We start from the raw sequence: 16,185 nt of genomic DNA, 5'->3' as shown, positions 1-16,185 counted from the left end.
ACGACCGCTTCCGCTTTTCTATTAAACTTGGATCATGATGGCGTCGCCTTGGCCGCCGCCGCTACAAATGGAGGCAATTCCAATTCCGCCGCCACGACGTTTCAGTTCGTAGGCTAGGGTTAAGATAATACGTGTGCCACTTGCACCAATTGGGTGTCCAAGGGCAACAGCGCCACCGTTTACATTTACTTTTTCAGGATCTAATCCAGCTAACTGGTTACTCGCAAGTGCTACGGCTGCAAAAGCTTCATTTACTTCGTATAAGTCGATTTCTTCTAATGTTTTCCCTGTTTTCTCTAGTAATTTATTAATGACTAATCCTGGTGTTTTCGGGAAATCTTTTGGTTCGATCGAAATCGCTGCATGACCGATAATTTTCGCTAACACTTCTTTTCCTTCTTGCTTCGCACGGTCTTCAGACATGAGGACTACTGCACCAGCACCATCATTCACGCCAGGAGCATTCCCTGCTGTAATGGATCCTTCTTTCCCAAATACAGGTTTTAACTTACTTAATCCTTCAACAGATGTTCCAGCACGCGGTGCCTCATCTTGTGAAACGACAATTGGATCCCCTTTTCGTTGCGGAACTTCAACCGGAACGATTTCTTCAGCAAACTTTCCTTCTTCAATCGAAGCGAGCGCTCGCTCATGACTTCTGCATGCCCAAGTATCTTGTGCTTCACGTGTAAGACCAAGTTCCTCTGCCACTGAGTTTCCGTAGGTGCCCATGTGAACTTTGTTAAATGAGCAAGTTAAACCATCATGTACCATTAAATCGACTGCTTTGCTATCACCCATGCGCATTCCCCAACGTGCATTTGGAATAAAATATGGAGCATTACTCATCGATTCCATTCCACCTGCTACGATCACATCTGCATCGTTCGCACGGATGATTTGGTCGGCCATTGTGACACTTCGCAAACCAGATGCACATACTTTGTTAATCGTTTCCGTGTGAACATGCCATGGCAGTCCTGCATAATCACTTGCTTGGCGAGAAGGAATTTGTCCTTGCCCTCCTTGAAGAACATTTCCCATGATCAATTCTTGCACTTCGTTAGGATCTACATTGGCACGACGTAATGCTTCTTTAATCGCAATTCCACCAAGTTGACTTGCCGTTAAAGAAGATAATCCACCACCGAACTTTCCAAATGGTGTTCTTGCTCCCCCAACAATAACAGTTGCTGACATTGTATGTTTCCCCCTCATTTCGACCGAGCGTTCGCTCGACTATTATTCAAAAAAAATAATTCACTATAAAAAGACATAGATTGACAATGTTTACGCTTTCAACTAGCTATATTAATAAAGTATTCACTATTTAATTTATAAGTGCGAGGCTGACTTAAAAAAGGCAGCCTCGACTCTTATATTCTTATTGTACGACTTTTTCTTCTTGCTTCACAATAGATTTTTCTAAAATTTCTGCAAGATCCATTGTTTTTACTGTATCTTCTACTTCTTTCGCTTTCGTTCCATCACTTAACATCGTTAAGCAGTAAGGACATGCACTACCGATCACGCTCGGATTTACTTCTAGTGCTTGCTCTGTACGGGCGATGTTAATACGTTGTCCAGAATGATCTTCTGTCCACATCATACCTCCACCAGCACCACAGCACATGCCGTCTTGACGATTACGTTCCATCTCGACAACCTTCACTCCAGGGACCGCTTCTAAGATTTCTCGTTGCGGACTATATACATCATTGTAGCGTCCTAGGTAACAGGAGTCATGGTAAACGACCGTTTCATTGACTTCATATTTCGGTGTAATTTTCCCTTCTTTGATCAGTTGCGCTAGAAGCTCTGTATGGTGATACACTTCTACACCTTCTAAACCAAAATCAGGGTACTCATTTTTAATTGTATTGTAAGCATGCGGATCGATAGTTACAATCTTTTTCACTTCAAACTTTTGGAACATTTCAATATTCGCTTGGGCAAGCTCTTGGAATAAGAATTCGTTACCAATACGACGAGGCGTATCACCCGAGTTCTTTTCTTTACTTCCGATAATTGCGAATTTCACTCCAGCTTCATTTAATACTTTCGCGAATGATTGAGCAATTTTTTGGCTACGCTTATCGTAAGATCCCATTGAACCAACGAAGAATAGATATTCGAATTCTTCACCAGCTTTTTGCATTTCTTTGACTGTTGGTACGTGAATATCATCACGTCCGTCACGCCAGTTTTCACGCTCTTTACGGTTAATTCCCCAAGGGTTTCCTTGACGTTCAATGTTAGAAATAGCACGCTGCGCTTCAGCTGGCATTTTCCCTTCAGTTAAGACAAGGTAACGACGCATATCAATGATTTTATCAACGTGTTCATTCATAACTGGACATTGGTCTTCACAGTTACGACATGAAGTACAGGCCCAAAGTTCTTCTTCCGTAATGACATCACCAATTAAGTTAACATCATAACCAGCCGCAACTTCTTGGCCTCCAGCTGCTTGAGCAGCCATTTGGTTTCCTGTTGTATGGCTAAATGCAAAAGCAGGTAACCAAGGTGTACGAGATGTTACAGCTGCACCTTTTTCTGTTAAATGATCACGAACTTTGATCATTAAGTCCATTGGCGAGAGCATCTTTCCAGTTCCTGTTGCTGGACACATATTCGTACAGCGTCCGCACTCCACACAGGCATAAAGGTCGAGTAACTGCTGTTGAGTGAAGTCTTCTACTTTACCAACACCAAACACTTCTACATCTTCTTCTTCAAAGTTAATTGGCTTCAGTCTTCCAACCGGACCACCTTTTTTGAAGAATACATTGAACATCGCAAACACTTCGTGTGCTTGTTTAGACTGTGGTACGAATACCATGAATGTTAGAACCGTAACTAAGTGAACCCACCAAGAAGCATAGAATAAAACCGTTCCCGCTGTTGTTCCAATCCCAGCTAAAGCAGTTGCAATTAGACTAGAAAAAGGAGCATACGCGAAGTTTGCTTCATAACCAAACATAATTCTTTCGAAACCAAGCGTTAACAGAATTGTTGCCGACAATGTAGACAATGCGATATATACAAAAAGAGCTTTTCCATCTTTTTTCCATTGTAATCGGTTTAGCTTTTCCCCGTAACGACGGTAGCAAGCATAAAGAATGGCAACAGTCATAAGGAATGCCGTCCACTCCTGCATCGCATGGAATGGTTTGTGCAAGGCACCTATTGGATACTGATAACCTTCGATAAATCCTTTAATAATGATTTCAATTAATCCGACTTGGATAATGAAAAATCCATAGAACATGATTAAATGCATAATCCCACTTTTAACATCTTTAAACATCTTGCGCTGACCAATTACATTTACTAAAACACCTCGAAAGCGTTCTTTGAAATCTCTGTCAAACTCTTCTTTCTTTCCGAGCTTAATGTACTGATAGCGAGTGAATACTAGATTAGCAAATAGATAGATTGCATAACTTGCAACGATAATTAGCAGTACAAGATTAACTATCTTAAATACACCCATAATAAATCCCCTTCCTATTTCAATCCTTAAAAGATAATAACAATAGATAAATTTCTGAAAATTGAATTCGTTTTCAACATTATAACACATTTTACTCATGAATGAGCATTCAGTCGACCAAATTTACAAAAAAATTTTTCAGGATATTACTTCCATCTTAAAACAAGCCCAATTTGGTAAATACTAAAAAGAAAAGAGAAAGCATCTTGCTCAGCGACGTATGGACTGAAGTCCTCCTTATAAGATAAAGGGTATATGGCGACCAACAAGTGAGTCGATGGCAAGCAGCTAAACATTAGAAAAGCGGAAAGAAGCTCAACCTAACATTATAAAAAGTTTAATAATACTAAATACTTAGGAGGTTTATATGGCACTTTTTTTAATTATAGTGAGCATTATTATACTTATTGCAATATTACTTAGATTAGACTTTAAATTTGGCCTCAAAAAACAAAGAAAAGAAGCAAAGCGCTTTCATCAAGAAATGCGCTACAGCAACGTTAACTTACTTACAACTGGCGATGACTTATTCGATCACCTCTTTCAAGATATTAAACAAGCCTCCAACCATATTCATATATTATTCTACATTATAAAGGATGACAATATCAGCAAGAAAATGATGTCATTATTAATGGATAAAGCAAAAGAAGGGGTAAAAGTACGTCTGCTCGTTGACCGGATCGGCGGTGACATTAAAGGAAGCTCCTTAAAAAAACTCAAAAAAGCCGGGGTGTCTTTTTCTTATTCTCATCCCGTAAAATTTCCATATTTATTTTTTACCCTTAATCGACGGAACCACCGAAAAATTACGGTTATCGATGGCAAGATTGGTTATGTTGGTGGATATAATGTAGGAGATGAATATTTAGGGAGGGATCCTAAGTTTGGCAACTGGCGTGACTTCCATCTGAGGTTAGATGGAGACGGCGTTCAGGATTTACAGGAACAGTTTTATGAAGATTGGCATGCCGCAACAAAGGAAAAAATCTCACGAGATTGTTTGTATCCACCTTTAGTAAAAGGAAATGTTGCACTTCGTATTTTGCCAACGGACGGAGTTTATCTTGAAGATACATTTGCTGAGCTTATTCGCCAGGCTGAAAATAAAGTAACCATTGGGACACCTTATTTTATCCCGGGTATGGCACTGCAAGGCGAATTAATTAATGCTGCAAAACGTGGAGTTAACGTTCGTTTAATTGTACCTAAAAAAGCAGATCATCCTTTAGTAAAAGAAGCATCTTACCCTTATTTTAAAGACTTACTTGATGTCGGTGTCGATATTTATCAATACTATAGAGGCTTTTACCATGCAAAAATCCTTATTATAGACGACGAAATCTGTGATATTGGTACTGCTAACTTTGACAAACGCAGCTTTCATATTGACCATGAAATTAATTGCTTGATTTACGATAGTTCCTTCATTCAAAACGTTAATGAAGAAGTTGAATATGATATATCTATTTCCGAAAGACTTACTCTCAAACAATATAACCAACGTTCCATATTCCAAAAAGGAAAAGAACGATTTGCTACTATCTTTTCTGGATTACTTTGAGCCCATTTTTAGATTTACCTATATATTTTTTTCCAGATATAGTATGATTGAATTATAATAAGTATAAAAAAGATGAGTGAATAATTTATAACGTTTCTAACTTTATAACGGTTTTTAATCGTTGTTGAAGTCTGCTGTCACCCTTTGGTGGCAGCTTTCGTTGTTTTAGCAGCCAATTGATGTTGATTGTATTTCTCAATTAACTATTAAGGAGGAAATGATTTTGCTAAGAAAATGGGTAGAACACCGACAACTCCTTCTAGCACTGGCCAGTGGAATTCTTATTGTGATCGCTTGGATTTTAGACCTTTCAGCAAGCCCCGCTTTTTTGACAGTTAGTATTTTTATCAGTGCCTATCTCATTGGTGGTTTTTATAAAGCAAAAGAAGGTATTGAGGAATTTATTAACGAGCGAAAGTTCTCTGTTGAAATTTTAATGATACTCGCTGCGATTGGTGCAGCAACGATCGGTTATTGGATGGAAGGGGCCATTCTCATCTTTATATTTGCGTTAAGTGGTGCCTTGGAAACGTACACGATGAATAAAAGCCACCAAGAAATTTCTGCGCTTATGAACATGCAACCCGAAGAAGCTACCCTATTAAAAGATGGAATGGAAAAGACTGTAGCTGTGTCCGAATTAAGAATAGGTGACCTCGTTCGCGTTAAGCCTGGTGAGCGCATTTCAACAGATGGGGTTATTTTTACAGGAAGAACCACGATCGACGAGTCGGCTCTAACGGGTGAATCATTGCCAATCACAAAACAAGTAAGTGAGGAGGTTTTTACTGGAACCGTCAACCTTTCAGGAATGATTGATGTGTCGGTTACAAAGCCTGCTGAAGATACGTTGTTCCAGAAAATTATCACCCTCGTACAAACAGCTAAAGATGAAAAATCACCTTCTCAACAAACCATTGAAAAGTTTGAAGGGCCTTATGTGAAGATTGTACTAATTTTCGTAACGCTAATGATGTTTCTCCCTTATTTTTTACTCGGGTGGAGTTGGCATGAAAGTTTTTACCGTGCTATGGTTTTGCTCGTTGTGGCCTCTCCCTGTGCATTGGTGGCTTCCGTTATGCCTGCTACACTTTCAGCGATATCGAATGGAGCGAGGCAAGGCATTCTCTTTAAAGGAGGCGTACACCTTGAGCAACTCGCTCACATTAACGCCATTGCTCTAGACAAAACAGGCACAATTACAAACGGTACACCTATTGTGACGAATGTATATATTCACCCTGAATTTAATGAAAACGATTTACTCCATGCCATTTGTGCTATTGAAAACCAATCTTCTCACCCATTAGCAAGAGCTATTGTTACGTACTGTAAACAACAAGGAATCGAACCCATTAAGCCAGATTTCATTGAGAATAAAAGTGGTTGGGGGATTATTGGTACAGTAGACGGTGAAGTGTGGAAAATTGGCAAACCTGACTTTTTTTCATTTGAAGGCGAAGCTTTTCAAGAAATAGCTGCGGGGATGAGTGAATTAGGGCAGACACTTGTTTTTGTCGGAAAAGAAAATCAGGACGAAGTAATTGCTGTATTTGCTATTGAAGATACAATCCGTGACGTAGCCATCGATGCGATCAAAAATATCAAAAACGAAGGTATCGCTGCGTATATGATTACTGGCGACCATGAAAAAACAGCAAAAAAGATCGCTTCAAAAGTTGAACTCGATGGTTATTCAGCGAATTGCCTTCCAGAAGAAAAAGTAATTGAAATCGAAAAGTTAAAAAAACAGTATCAAAAAGTAGCGATGGTTGGAGATGGGATCAATGATGCTCCAGCCCTAGCAAGAGCAAACATTGGGATTGCTATGGGAGCAGGATCAGATGCTGCCATTGAAACAGCTGATATCGTACTCGTTAAAAATAATCTAGCAAAAATTACAAAAGCCATTCAACTTTCCAAACGATTAAATCGAATTGTCATGCAAAATATCATCTTTTCAATTGCTGTCATTCTTTTACTTATCGTTGGAAACTTCATGCAACACGTTTCTTTACCGCTCGGGGTGATAGGACATGAAGGCAGTACAATTCTCGTTATATTGAATGGCCTTCGCCTGCTTAAGAATTAAAGCTGAACTTTTCTCTTTAAAAAATCAACAACGATCCGGTTAAATTCCGGTGCGTGCTTCGTAGGAATTTGATGCGTGGCTTTATCGACTGTAACGATTTCAACATCTTTCAGTCGCTCCATAAACATTTTTGCATAGTGATGGAGATAAAACGATAATCGCCCATAAATGACGAGAACGGGTACTTGAATTTCGCTTAGCCGGTTTGTCGACCGATAATGTAAGCCCTCGTTATAAAGTTGATAGGTGATATGAGGATTAGCATGAGCAAAATAAGCTGCCATTTTCTCTCTAAACGCCGTTTCTGGTTTTTTAGCGTGTGCCATCGCAAGTACATTCGCTAAAAAGTTGATCCCTTTTAAGCGAGTAACGAGAAGGCCAAGCCGAAATTCGTTTCTTAATAAAAAGCTGTTCACTTCAGGAAAAGAACCGCTCATCATTACTGCTAACGTTCGTTCAGGATAGGAGATGGCCACTTCTTGTGCGAGCGAACCGCCATTAGAATACCCTAATATCACTGCCTTTTTAACGTTGAGATCGTCTAAAATACGAATAATATCTTCTGCGAGCAGGGACATTGTGATTCTTTCACTCCCTGCTCCACTTTTCCCATTCCCTCTAATATCGAAAAAGATTAATTGGAAATGTTTCGCTAACTCCCTTTGCTTATCGAAGGTCACCAGCCCCATTCCCGGTGGATGGATGAATACGATCGGAAGCCCTTCGCCTATCGTTTCGTAGTATATCGGCGACTGAAAACGACCTTGTACGTACGGCATGAGAATCCCCCTCAACTTACTTCATTTTTGACTATCCACTAAAATACGGTAGTATCCACTGAAATAATTTGTAACCTAAATATATCCCGACGATTCCGGCAATCCCTGGTAGCGCTGGGGGTGCTGGAATGGGTAGTTTAATTAAGGCAAATAAAAAACCAACAATTAATCCCGCTAATATCGCTAATAAAACTTCTTGCATGCTATTCACACCTTTTCAGTATCTTTTATTAAAGTCTCCAAAAAACAAGCCCTCTATTTATACCAAATAGAGGGACATTTTTTATTTATATGCTCTCCTTGTCGCGATAAGTCATTTTTGGGGCAGTGACCTATTGTAAGGAGGTGATGGTTGGTAGGTAGTGTCTGTCTGGAATTGAATTTTGTGTTTGTCGAGAATATAGCGGACTCCAAGGCCCTTATTTTCATAAAAGACAGCATTTTTTAGCTCTTAGAGGACTGAGAGGCCCTTATTCCATAATAATCATGCTTAATTATAATAAAATTAAGCAAATAGGGGCCTCTCAGTCCGTTAAACTCTGATTTTTATAGGTTTTCGCTAAAATAAAGGTCTCTCAGTCCGTTAAAGGATAAGATCTAAGGTCAACTGACCCTCACCGTGTTTCCTTTATCTCATACGAAGGAGCTCCAGTTCTTACGACGCTAAACGACCGCTTCCGCTTTTCTCACTGTCTAGCTGCAGACGCCATCGGCTCGAGGTCGCTTCGGTCCACCAACGTGTCCAAACGACAGGACACTTTTGGCTGGCCCTCCAGCGCTTGTCGCCGATAAGCAGGCGTCTTCCGCTTTTCTCACTGTCTAGCTGCAGACGCCATCGGCTCGAGGTCGCTTCGGTCCATCCAACGTGTCCAAACTACAGGACACTTTTGACTGGCCCTCCAGTGCTTGTCGCCGATAAGCAGGCGTCTTCCGCTTTTCTAACTACATGCGTTCTGGGGCGGATACTCCGATTAGTTTTAACGCATTTTGTAGTGTGATTTGGACTGATTTTACGAGTGCAAGGCGAGCTTTACTTTTTTCAACGTCTTCTGGGTCGATTACGCGTTCTGCATTGTAAAAGCTGTGTAGAGCCGATGCCAGGTCAAACGCATAGTTTGTTAAGCGGTGCGGTGAAAGTTTTTCAGCACTTTCAGCAATCGCTTCAGGGAATTCTCCGACTTTTTTCAATAAGTAGAATTCTTTTTCAGAAGCAATCAGGTTCAAGTTGCTTGTATCATCGACAGGTAACCCTTGTTCTTCGCCTTGTCTAAGCATACTGCAAATACGTGCGTGTGCATATTGAACGTAGAATACAGGATTTTCATTCGATTTACTTACCGCTAAATCCATATCGAAGTCCAGTTGAGTGTCTGCACTACGCATCGCAAAGAAGTAACGTGTTGCATCAATTCCTACTTCTTCCATTAGGTCACGTAACGTTACGGCTTTTCCAGTACGCTTACTCATTTTCACTTTTTCACCGTTTTGGAATAGAGAAACCATTTGAATGATTTGAACGTCCATTTGTTCTTTGCCGTAGCCTAGCGCTTGAATCGCTGCACTCATACGCGGAATATACCCGTGGTGGTCTGCTCCCCAAATATTGATTAATTTATCAAAGCCACGCTCTAATTTATCTTTATGATACGCGATATCCGGCGTTAAGTACGTATAGGATCCATCATTTTTAATGAGGACGCGATCTTTATCGTCACCATACGTTGTCGAACGGAACCATGTTGCTCCATCTTGTTCGTAAGTCTCGCCCTTTTCTTCTAAAAGCTTTAATGTTTCTAATACTTTTCCTGACGTATAAAGAGAGGTTTCTGAAAACCAGTTATCAAATTCAACACGGAAGTCACTTAAATCTTTTTTCAATTTTTCTAGCTCACGTTTTAAGCCATAAGCACGGAAAAATTCCATTCGTTCTTCTTCGTCGACATTCACAAATCGATCGCCATATTCCTTTGCTAAATCTTGACCAAATCCTACGATGTCCTCACCATGATAGCCATCTTCCGGCATTTCTTTTTCTAATCCAAGTGCTTGATAGTAACGAGCTTCAACAGATGTTGTTAAGTTGTTAATTTGATTACCCGCATCATTAATGTAATATTCTCTTTGAACGTCGTAGCCAGCTTTACTTAACACATTACATAAGGCATCACCGACTGCTGCCCCGCGAGCATGTCCTAAATGAAGGCTTCCCGTTGGATTGGCAGAAACAAACTCGACTTGAATTTTTGTCCCATTACCTACATTTGTCTGGCCATACTCTTCTCCTGCTTGAAGTACAGCTGGAACAATGTCACGTAAATAGCCGTTATCCATATAAAAATTAATAAATCCTGGGCCGGCAATTTCAATTTTTTCAATGGACGCTTTTTCTTTATTAATGTTAGAGACAATATCTTCAGCAATCATACGTGGTGCTTTTTTGGCTACTCGCGCTAATTGCATCGCCATATTCGTTGCATAATCACCATGCGCTTTATCTTTTGGGTTTTCTAACACAACATCTGGAACTTGATTTTCATCTATTCCTGAAGCAATTACGGCAGCTACGATTTCTTCTTTTAATCTTTCTTTCATTTGCTCTACACTGTTCATTCGTTTTCCTCCTCAATGGTAATCGTTACATCAAATGTTCCTGACGGTTCATTTTGTAAATAATAATCGTATTTAAGGTGAAGTTTCCCACTCGTTCGACTCGCAGGCCACTCATATTGGCAGATATGTGTTTTTGCAGAAGTTTGCCAGTAACCAAACGGGCTCCGGTATGTTCCTTCTGTCTTTTCACCAACCGTATAGATTTGCCGCATCGATAGATCACCACTTCGGATGATCGTAGCTTCTTGCTCGCCAATTTTTACGGTCGTCTGAACATTTAATTTATCGTTATGTATTTCTTTAAATAATAAATATGTATACCCGTTTTTCACATAAACGTTACCCTTTCCTTTAAGAGAGAGGTGTTCCTTTTTGCCGCCTTGGCGTATTGTTGTTTTCATTAGTACTGAGATTGGTCTTTTTTTGTCTTCCACGGACATTGGACTTGCCCACCTTTCTTTTTTCAAGTTTAGCGAGTTTGTCGCGCCGTTGCAAGAACAATCCTATGCAGACTGCGGAACGGTGTAACGGTGCCAGGCACCTTTAATAATGTAAAGCATTAAAGGTGCCTGGCACCGATCGCACGTGTGTACGCGTGTGCACCGCATTATAGTAAAGAAGCTGACTCAAGGAACGTATGAGTCAGCTCTTAGGGTGCCGTTTTACTTTTTTACCCATCCTAAAATAATTTCGCGGATAAATTTACTTGCTGCAATTGGTGTTTGTTCTGTCGGATCATATGCTGGAGCGACTTCTACTAGGTCTGCGCCAATGACATTTACGTCGGAATTCGCAATGAGGTGGATGGCTTCTAATAATTCTTTAGATGTAATTCCTCCTGCTTCTGCTGTTCCTGTACCCGGTGCATGTGCAGGATCTAAAACGTCAATGTCGATCGTTACATATACGTTTCGACCTGCTAACTGAGGCAGTACTTCTTTTAAAGGCTCAGCTACATCAAACTTCGACATGTGCATGCCTGACTCTTTTGCATACTGAAATTCCTCACGCATGCCAGAGCGGATACCAAATGAATAGACATTTTCAGGCCCGATCAGTTCACATGCTTTACGAATTGGTGTGGAGTGCGACAACGGTTCTCCCTCATATCGCTCTCTTAAATCCGCATGTGCGTCAATATGAATGATTGCCATATCTGAGTATTTTTTAAACATCGCACGGAAAATTGGCCAAGACACTAAGTGTTCCCCGCCTAATCCAATTGGAAATTTTCCATCCGCAATTAGCTTATCGATATAATCCTCAATCATATCTAGGCTTCGTGCTGGATTACCAAAAGGAAGTGGAATGTCACCCGCATCGAAGAAATTCACTTCTTCAAGATGCTTGTCCAAATAAGGGCTATACTCCTCTAACCCTAAGGAAGCTTCACGAATTCTTGTAGGGCCAAATCGAGATCCTGGGCGGAAAGAAACCGTCCAGTCCATTGGCATTCCGTAAATCACCGCTTCACTTTCTTCATAGCTCGGTCTGCTCATAATAAAAACTTTTCCTGAGTACGCTTCGTCAAATCGCAAAATAAGTTCTCCCCTTACTTAATTAAATCTTCTACAAAACGCGGTAAAGTAAATGCGGCTTTATGAAGATCTTTTGTATAGTATTTTGTCTCAATGTCGTGAAAACGACTGTCTTCAATGGCTAGTGGGTCATGCTTTTTCGAACCAATCGTAAATGTCCAAAGTCCACTTGGGTACGTTGGAATGTTAGCAATGTATAAACGAGTAATTGGAAAAATCTCTTTTACATCACGTTGAACATTCGTAATCAACTCAGGTGTAAACCAAGGGTTATCTGTTTGTGCTACAAAAACACCATCTTCTTTTAGCGCTTTGGAAATACCTGCATAAAACCCTTTCGTGAATAAGTTGACAGCTGGTCCAACCGGTTCTGTAGAGTCAACCATAATAACGTCATACTCATTTTCGCTGTTAGCAATATGCATAAATCCATCATCGACTTTTACTTCAACTCTAGCATCGTCTAACATACCTGCGATTTCCGGTAAGTACTTTTTCGAATACTCAATAACCTTGCCGTCAATTTCAACAAGTGTTGCCTTTTTAACCGAAGGGTGCTTTAACACTTCGCGGATCACCCCGCCGTCACCGCCACCAACAACGAGTACATTTTCTGGGTTAGGATGTGTAAAAAGAGGAACGTGTGCTACCATCTCGTGGTAAACGAACTCATCTTTTTGCGTCGTCATGACCATTCCATCAAGAACGAGCATGTTTCCAAATTCTTCAGTTTCAACCATATCTAGCTTTTGAAAATCTGTTTGTTCTGTATGTAACGTGCGTTTAATTTTCATCGTAATTCCAAAACGCTCCGTTTGTTTTTCCGTAAACCATAATTCCATGTTTGTCACCTCTTAATATGATTTCTTTCTATGTAGTTTGCCCTAGTTTCTAGCTCTTACTAAAAGGTTGTCCAAAAACATTGGAATCATCGTTATTTATAAGTTTCTAATACGACTTAGATTAAAGCACTTTATTGTAATTTCAGTGCCAAACAAAAAAAGTATAAATGAATTGTACAAAAATGCAAGAGAATTTTTAGATATTCAGGTTATTTGTGTTTAAAAATTCATTAATCTTCCAAAAATAGTGATGTTTATAAAAAATAAATCTTGGCTGATAAGCCTCCTTTTTACTATAGAAGCTTGCAGTTTACGAAGCCAGAATCCAATCTATTTCTAATTTTCTTTATCCAAGAATTTAATTCTGAATTTATTTCAATAAGTTATTCTCACTTTTTTGTGATGATACACGTTACGTTTTTATTTATTTTTTAAATCTGAAATGTAAAGAGGTGACTAACATGGAAGTCATCGTAAAGAGACGTTCGAGACGAAAAGTAAGTTGGTTTCGCAGACTATTTCGCTTTTCATTATTTCTGATCGTTTTATCGATGTTGGCAGCGGTCTTATTATTGACGTATTTAAAAATGGAAGGTGCACCCGTATTACAAGTTTCTCAGACGACACGGCTTTTAGATGCGAATGACGTCATTATCGGTGAAAGCCACCAAGGACAAAACCGCTATTGGGTACCCCTTGAAGAGATTAGTGAACAATTGCTGAATGCCACTCTCTCCATTGAAGACCGTAAGTTTTATGATCACTATGGGTTTGATCCGACACGAATTGCAGGAGCTGTTGTAGCAAATGTAAAATCCGGCGGGAAAGCTCAAGGGGCTAGTACGATTACCCAACAGTACGCAAGAAATCTTTATTTAACTCATGATAAAACATGGAAACGAAAGTTTAATGAGGCACTCTATGCGCTTCGTCTTGAAATGTATTATACGAAAGATGAAATTTTAGAAGGATACTTAAATACGATTTACTATGGTCACGGTGCTTACGGCATCGAAGCAGCGTCACGCTACTTTTTTAATAAAAAAGCTTCAGAATTAAGTTTAGCCGAAGCTAGTCTTCTTGCCGGGATCCCTAAAGGGCCAAGCTACTATTCTCCGCAAAATGATTTCGAACGTGCGAAACAGCGACAAGAGCTCATATTACGATCGATGGTACAAACCGGCCATATTACTTCAGCGGAAGCGGCAGCAGCGAAAAATGAGCAGCTACAGCTTGCAATATCTGAGAAAGAGGATACTGGTGCGATTGGCCCGTATTTTCAAGAGTATGTAAGAAATTTATTAATAGAAAAATATAACATCGATGAAGCGTTAGTTGAGCAAGGTGGTTTACAAATTTTTACTACTTTAGATCGCAATATGCAAGCTGAAGCGGAGCGTTGGGTAGAAATTGAACTGGGACCAACTGAAGAGCTGCAAGCTGCACTGGTGGCAGTTGATCCGCGGACAGGAGATGTAAAAGCACTTGTTGGGGGTAGGAATTACCTTCAAAGTCCATTCAACCGAGCCACACAAGCGCGGCGATCTCCAGGATCCACGTTCAAGCCCTTTTTGTATTATGCTGCATTGGAACACGGATTTACTCCGTCATCGACATTATTAAGTGAAGCGACAACATTTACTTTTGATGATGGAAGACCAGATTATTCACCTTCTAATTTTAATGATAACTATGCGAATGATTTTGTCACTTTGTTACACGCACTCGCGTTTTCTGATAATATTTTTGCTGTAAAAACACATCTCTTTTTAGATACTGAAACATTAGTGGAGACAGCAACACGATTCGGCATTAATAGTCCATTGGAGAATATACCTTCGCTCGCTTTAGGTTCAAATAACGTGCAGCTATTGGAGTTGACGAACAGTTATTCGAGCTTTACTAACGGCGGAAAACGAGTAGAACCGAGGTTTATTCGAAAAGTGGTTGATAAAACTGGACAGGTTATTTTTGAAAAAGAGTCAGTGACTGAACAAGTCCTAGATCCGAAATTAGCGTTTATTATGACCGATTTAATGACAGCGATGTTCGATCGCTCCATCAATGATTATGCGAGCGTAACCGGTGGATCTGTTGCACACCTTGTAAATCGTCCTGTTGCCGGAAAGTCAGGTTCTACTCCATTTGACAGTTGGATGGTCGGTTATACTCCTCAGCTTGTGACAGGGGTGTGGGTTGGTTATGATCTAGAAAAACGGCTCAATCACGCAACAGAAGGCCAGATCGCCAAACGCATTTGGGCCCAATTTACCGAACACGCGCTCAAAGATGAACTAAAATTGGATTTCCATAAACCACCAGGCGTAACCGGAGTTTACATAAATCCTAAAAACGGTTTACTTGCTACGGATGAATGCCCTGTTAAGCGCTTAACCTATTTCGTTTCTGGTACTGAGCCGACAGAATATTGCCAAGCCCATATGACAGAAGAACAAGAAGTCGAAATGACCGAGGAAGAAGTCCACGAAAAAGAAAAATTCCTCGACCGCTTTATCAAATGGTTTAACTAGGAAAAGCGGAAGGTGCCTGCTTATCGGCGACAAGCGCTGGAGGACCAACAATAAGTATCCTGTTCTTCGGACACGTTTGATGGACCGAAGCGACCTCGAGCCGATGGCACCTGTAGCTAGACATATAAAAGCGGAAGCGGTCGTTAAGCGTCGTAAGAACTGGAGCTCCTCCGTATGAGATAAAGGAAACGGTGAGGCAACGAACCGCTGTTGACTTATCGTAAGGAGGAGAGCGAAGTTCACTAGACGCTGACCGCTGCAGCTAGACAGAAGAAAAGCGGAAGGTGCCTGCTTATCGGCGACAAGCGCTGGAGGGCCAGCAATACGTGTCCTGTTCTTCAGACACGTTTGATGGACCGAAGCGACCTCGAGCCGATGGCACCTGCAGCTAGACGGCGAGAAAAGCGGAAGCGGTCGTTTAGACCGAAGGTACCAGGCACCTTTAACCAATTAATGTATTAAAGGTGCCTGGTACCGTTATTTTTCCGGATCAAACTACAAAAACGACAAAAAGGCAAAGCCGATGGTAGCAGGTACCTTTAACAATGTAATGCATTAAAGGTACCTGCTACCCTTAATTCGTCGTTGCATAACCAGGAAATGACAAAAGGCAGAGGTGGGTTCCTCTGCCTTTTGTCGGTCCTAGTATAAATATGTGTCGATTTATACTAGTTTTAAGTTTAATTCGATTTTACGAAAAGCTCAACCCTTTGAATAAGAGTTCATAAATCGT

The 16,185-nt window shown here is 40.5% G+C and carries 11 protein-coding genes; 3 read left to right on the top strand and 8 right to left on the bottom strand.

All coding sequences use genetic code 11. The features are described 5' to 3' along the window. Positions 1-21: 21 nt before the first annotated feature. Together AC2VNP_RS09295 and AC2VNP_RS09290 are read right to left on the bottom strand one after the other, a co-directional pair. Positions 22-1,200, bottom strand: a complete 1,179-nt coding sequence (locus AC2VNP_RS09295) for an acetyl-CoA C-acetyltransferase (protein ID WP_486917062.1) — start codon at positions 1,198-1,200, stop codon at positions 22-24. A 184-nt stretch (positions 1,201-1,384) separates the two neighbouring features. Further along, on the bottom strand, positions 1,385-3,496 hold the full coding sequence (locus tag AC2VNP_RS09290; protein WP_486917061.1) for a (Fe-S)-binding protein: 2,112 nt from the start codon (positions 3,494-3,496) through the stop codon (positions 1,385-1,387). A 367-nt stretch (positions 3,497-3,863) separates the two neighbouring features. On the opposite strand from AC2VNP_RS09290, the gene cls reads away from it, so the two are divergent. Both cls and AC2VNP_RS09280 read left to right on the top strand, forming a co-directional pair. Beyond that, a complete protein-coding gene (gene cls, locus AC2VNP_RS09285) occupies positions 3,864-5,060 on the top strand; it encodes a cardiolipin synthase (protein ID WP_486917060.1) in 1,197 nt (398 codons plus the stop codon). A gap of 217 nt (positions 5,061-5,277) precedes the next feature. Continuing rightward, entirely contained in the window at positions 5,278-7,152 is a 1,875-nt protein-coding gene (locus tag AC2VNP_RS09280; protein ID WP_486917059.1) for a heavy metal translocating P-type ATPase, read from the top strand. On the opposite strand, the gene AC2VNP_RS09275 is transcribed toward AC2VNP_RS09280, so the two are convergent. The 6 genes from AC2VNP_RS09275 to speE all read right to left on the bottom strand — a co-directional run bounded on the left by AC2VNP_RS09275 (position 7,149) and on the right by speE (position 12,921). Continuing rightward, positions 7,149-7,931: an alpha/beta fold hydrolase gene (locus AC2VNP_RS09275; RefSeq protein ID WP_486917058.1), complete on the bottom strand. Its 783-nt coding sequence runs from the start codon at positions 7,929-7,931 to the stop codon at positions 7,149-7,151. The genes AC2VNP_RS09280 and AC2VNP_RS09275 overlap by 4 nt on opposite strands. A 31-nt stretch (positions 7,932-7,962) precedes the next feature. Then, positions 7,963-8,133, bottom strand: coding sequence for a XapX domain-containing protein (locus AC2VNP_RS09270; RefSeq protein ID WP_275119272.1), 171 nt, complete (start codon positions 8,131-8,133; stop codon positions 7,963-7,965). Positions 8,134-8,873: 740 nt separating this feature from the next. After that, entirely contained in the window at positions 8,874-10,541 is a 1,668-nt protein-coding gene (gene argS / locus AC2VNP_RS09265) for an arginine--tRNA ligase (RefSeq protein WP_486917057.1), read from the bottom strand. Then, positions 10,538-10,981, bottom strand: a complete 444-nt coding sequence (locus AC2VNP_RS09260; protein WP_486917056.1) for a YwiB family protein — start codon at positions 10,979-10,981, stop codon at positions 10,538-10,540. Before AC2VNP_RS09260 ends, argS begins: the two co-directional genes overlap by 4 nt. A 222-nt stretch (positions 10,982-11,203) precedes the next feature. After that, the gene (gene speB, locus AC2VNP_RS09255; RefSeq protein WP_486917055.1) at positions 11,204-12,079 is read right to left on the bottom strand and encodes an agmatinase; all 876 of its coding nucleotides are present in this window, start codon (positions 12,077-12,079) and stop codon (positions 11,204-11,206) included. A gap of 14 nt (positions 12,080-12,093) precedes the next feature. Next, positions 12,094-12,921, bottom strand: coding sequence for a spermidine synthase (gene speE, locus AC2VNP_RS09250; protein ID WP_486917054.1), 828 nt, complete (start codon positions 12,919-12,921; stop codon positions 12,094-12,096). Between the two features lie 461 nt (positions 12,922-13,382). On the opposite strand from speE, the gene AC2VNP_RS09245 reads away from it, so the two are divergent. After that, the gene (locus tag AC2VNP_RS09245) at positions 13,383-15,452 is read left to right on the top strand and encodes a transglycosylase domain-containing protein (protein ID WP_486917053.1); all 2,070 of its coding nucleotides are present in this window, start codon (positions 13,383-13,385) and stop codon (positions 15,450-15,452) included. The last annotated feature ends 733 nt before the right edge of the window (positions 15,453-16,185 follow it).

The sequence above is a fragment of the Alkalihalobacterium sp. TH-98 genome (assembly GCF_057473385.1).
This window is presented reverse-complemented; position numbering and strand designations above follow the sequence as displayed.

What these genes read in the sequence shown, in the direction of transcription:
- AC2VNP_RS09275 (WP_486917058.1), bottom strand. Translation starts at nt 7,931, where the DNA reads ATGCCGTACGTACAAGGTCGTTTTCAGTCGCCGATATACTACGAAACG.
- AC2VNP_RS09280 (WP_486917059.1), top strand. Translation starts at nt 5,278, where the DNA reads ATGATTTTGCTAAGAAAATGGGTAGAACACCGACAACTCCTTCTAGCA.
- cls (WP_486917060.1), top strand. Translation starts at nt 3,864, where the DNA reads ATGGCACTTTTTTTAATTATAGTGAGCATTATTATACTTATTGCAATA.
- AC2VNP_RS09260 (WP_486917056.1), bottom strand. Translation starts at nt 10,981, where the DNA reads ATGTCCGTGGAAGACAAAAAAAGACCAATCTCAGTACTAATGAAAACA.
- AC2VNP_RS09295 (WP_486917062.1), bottom strand. Translation starts at nt 1,200, where the DNA reads ATGTCAGCAACTGTTATTGTTGGGGGAGCAAGAACACCATTTGGAAAG.
- AC2VNP_RS09290 (WP_486917061.1), bottom strand. Translation starts at nt 3,496, where the DNA reads ATGGGTGTATTTAAGATAGTTAATCTTGTACTGCTAATTATCGTTGCA.
- speE (WP_486917054.1), bottom strand. Translation starts at nt 12,921, where the DNA reads ATGGAATTATGGTTTACGGAAAAACAAACGGAGCGTTTTGGAATTACG.
- AC2VNP_RS09270 (WP_275119272.1), bottom strand. Translation starts at nt 8,133, where the DNA reads ATGCAAGAAGTTTTATTAGCGATATTAGCGGGATTAATTGTTGGTTTT.
- AC2VNP_RS09245 (WP_486917053.1), top strand. Translation starts at nt 13,383, where the DNA reads ATGGAAGTCATCGTAAAGAGACGTTCGAGACGAAAAGTAAGTTGGTTT.
- argS (WP_486917057.1), bottom strand. Translation starts at nt 10,541, where the DNA reads ATGAACAGTGTAGAGCAAATGAAAGAAAGATTAAAAGAAGAAATCGTA.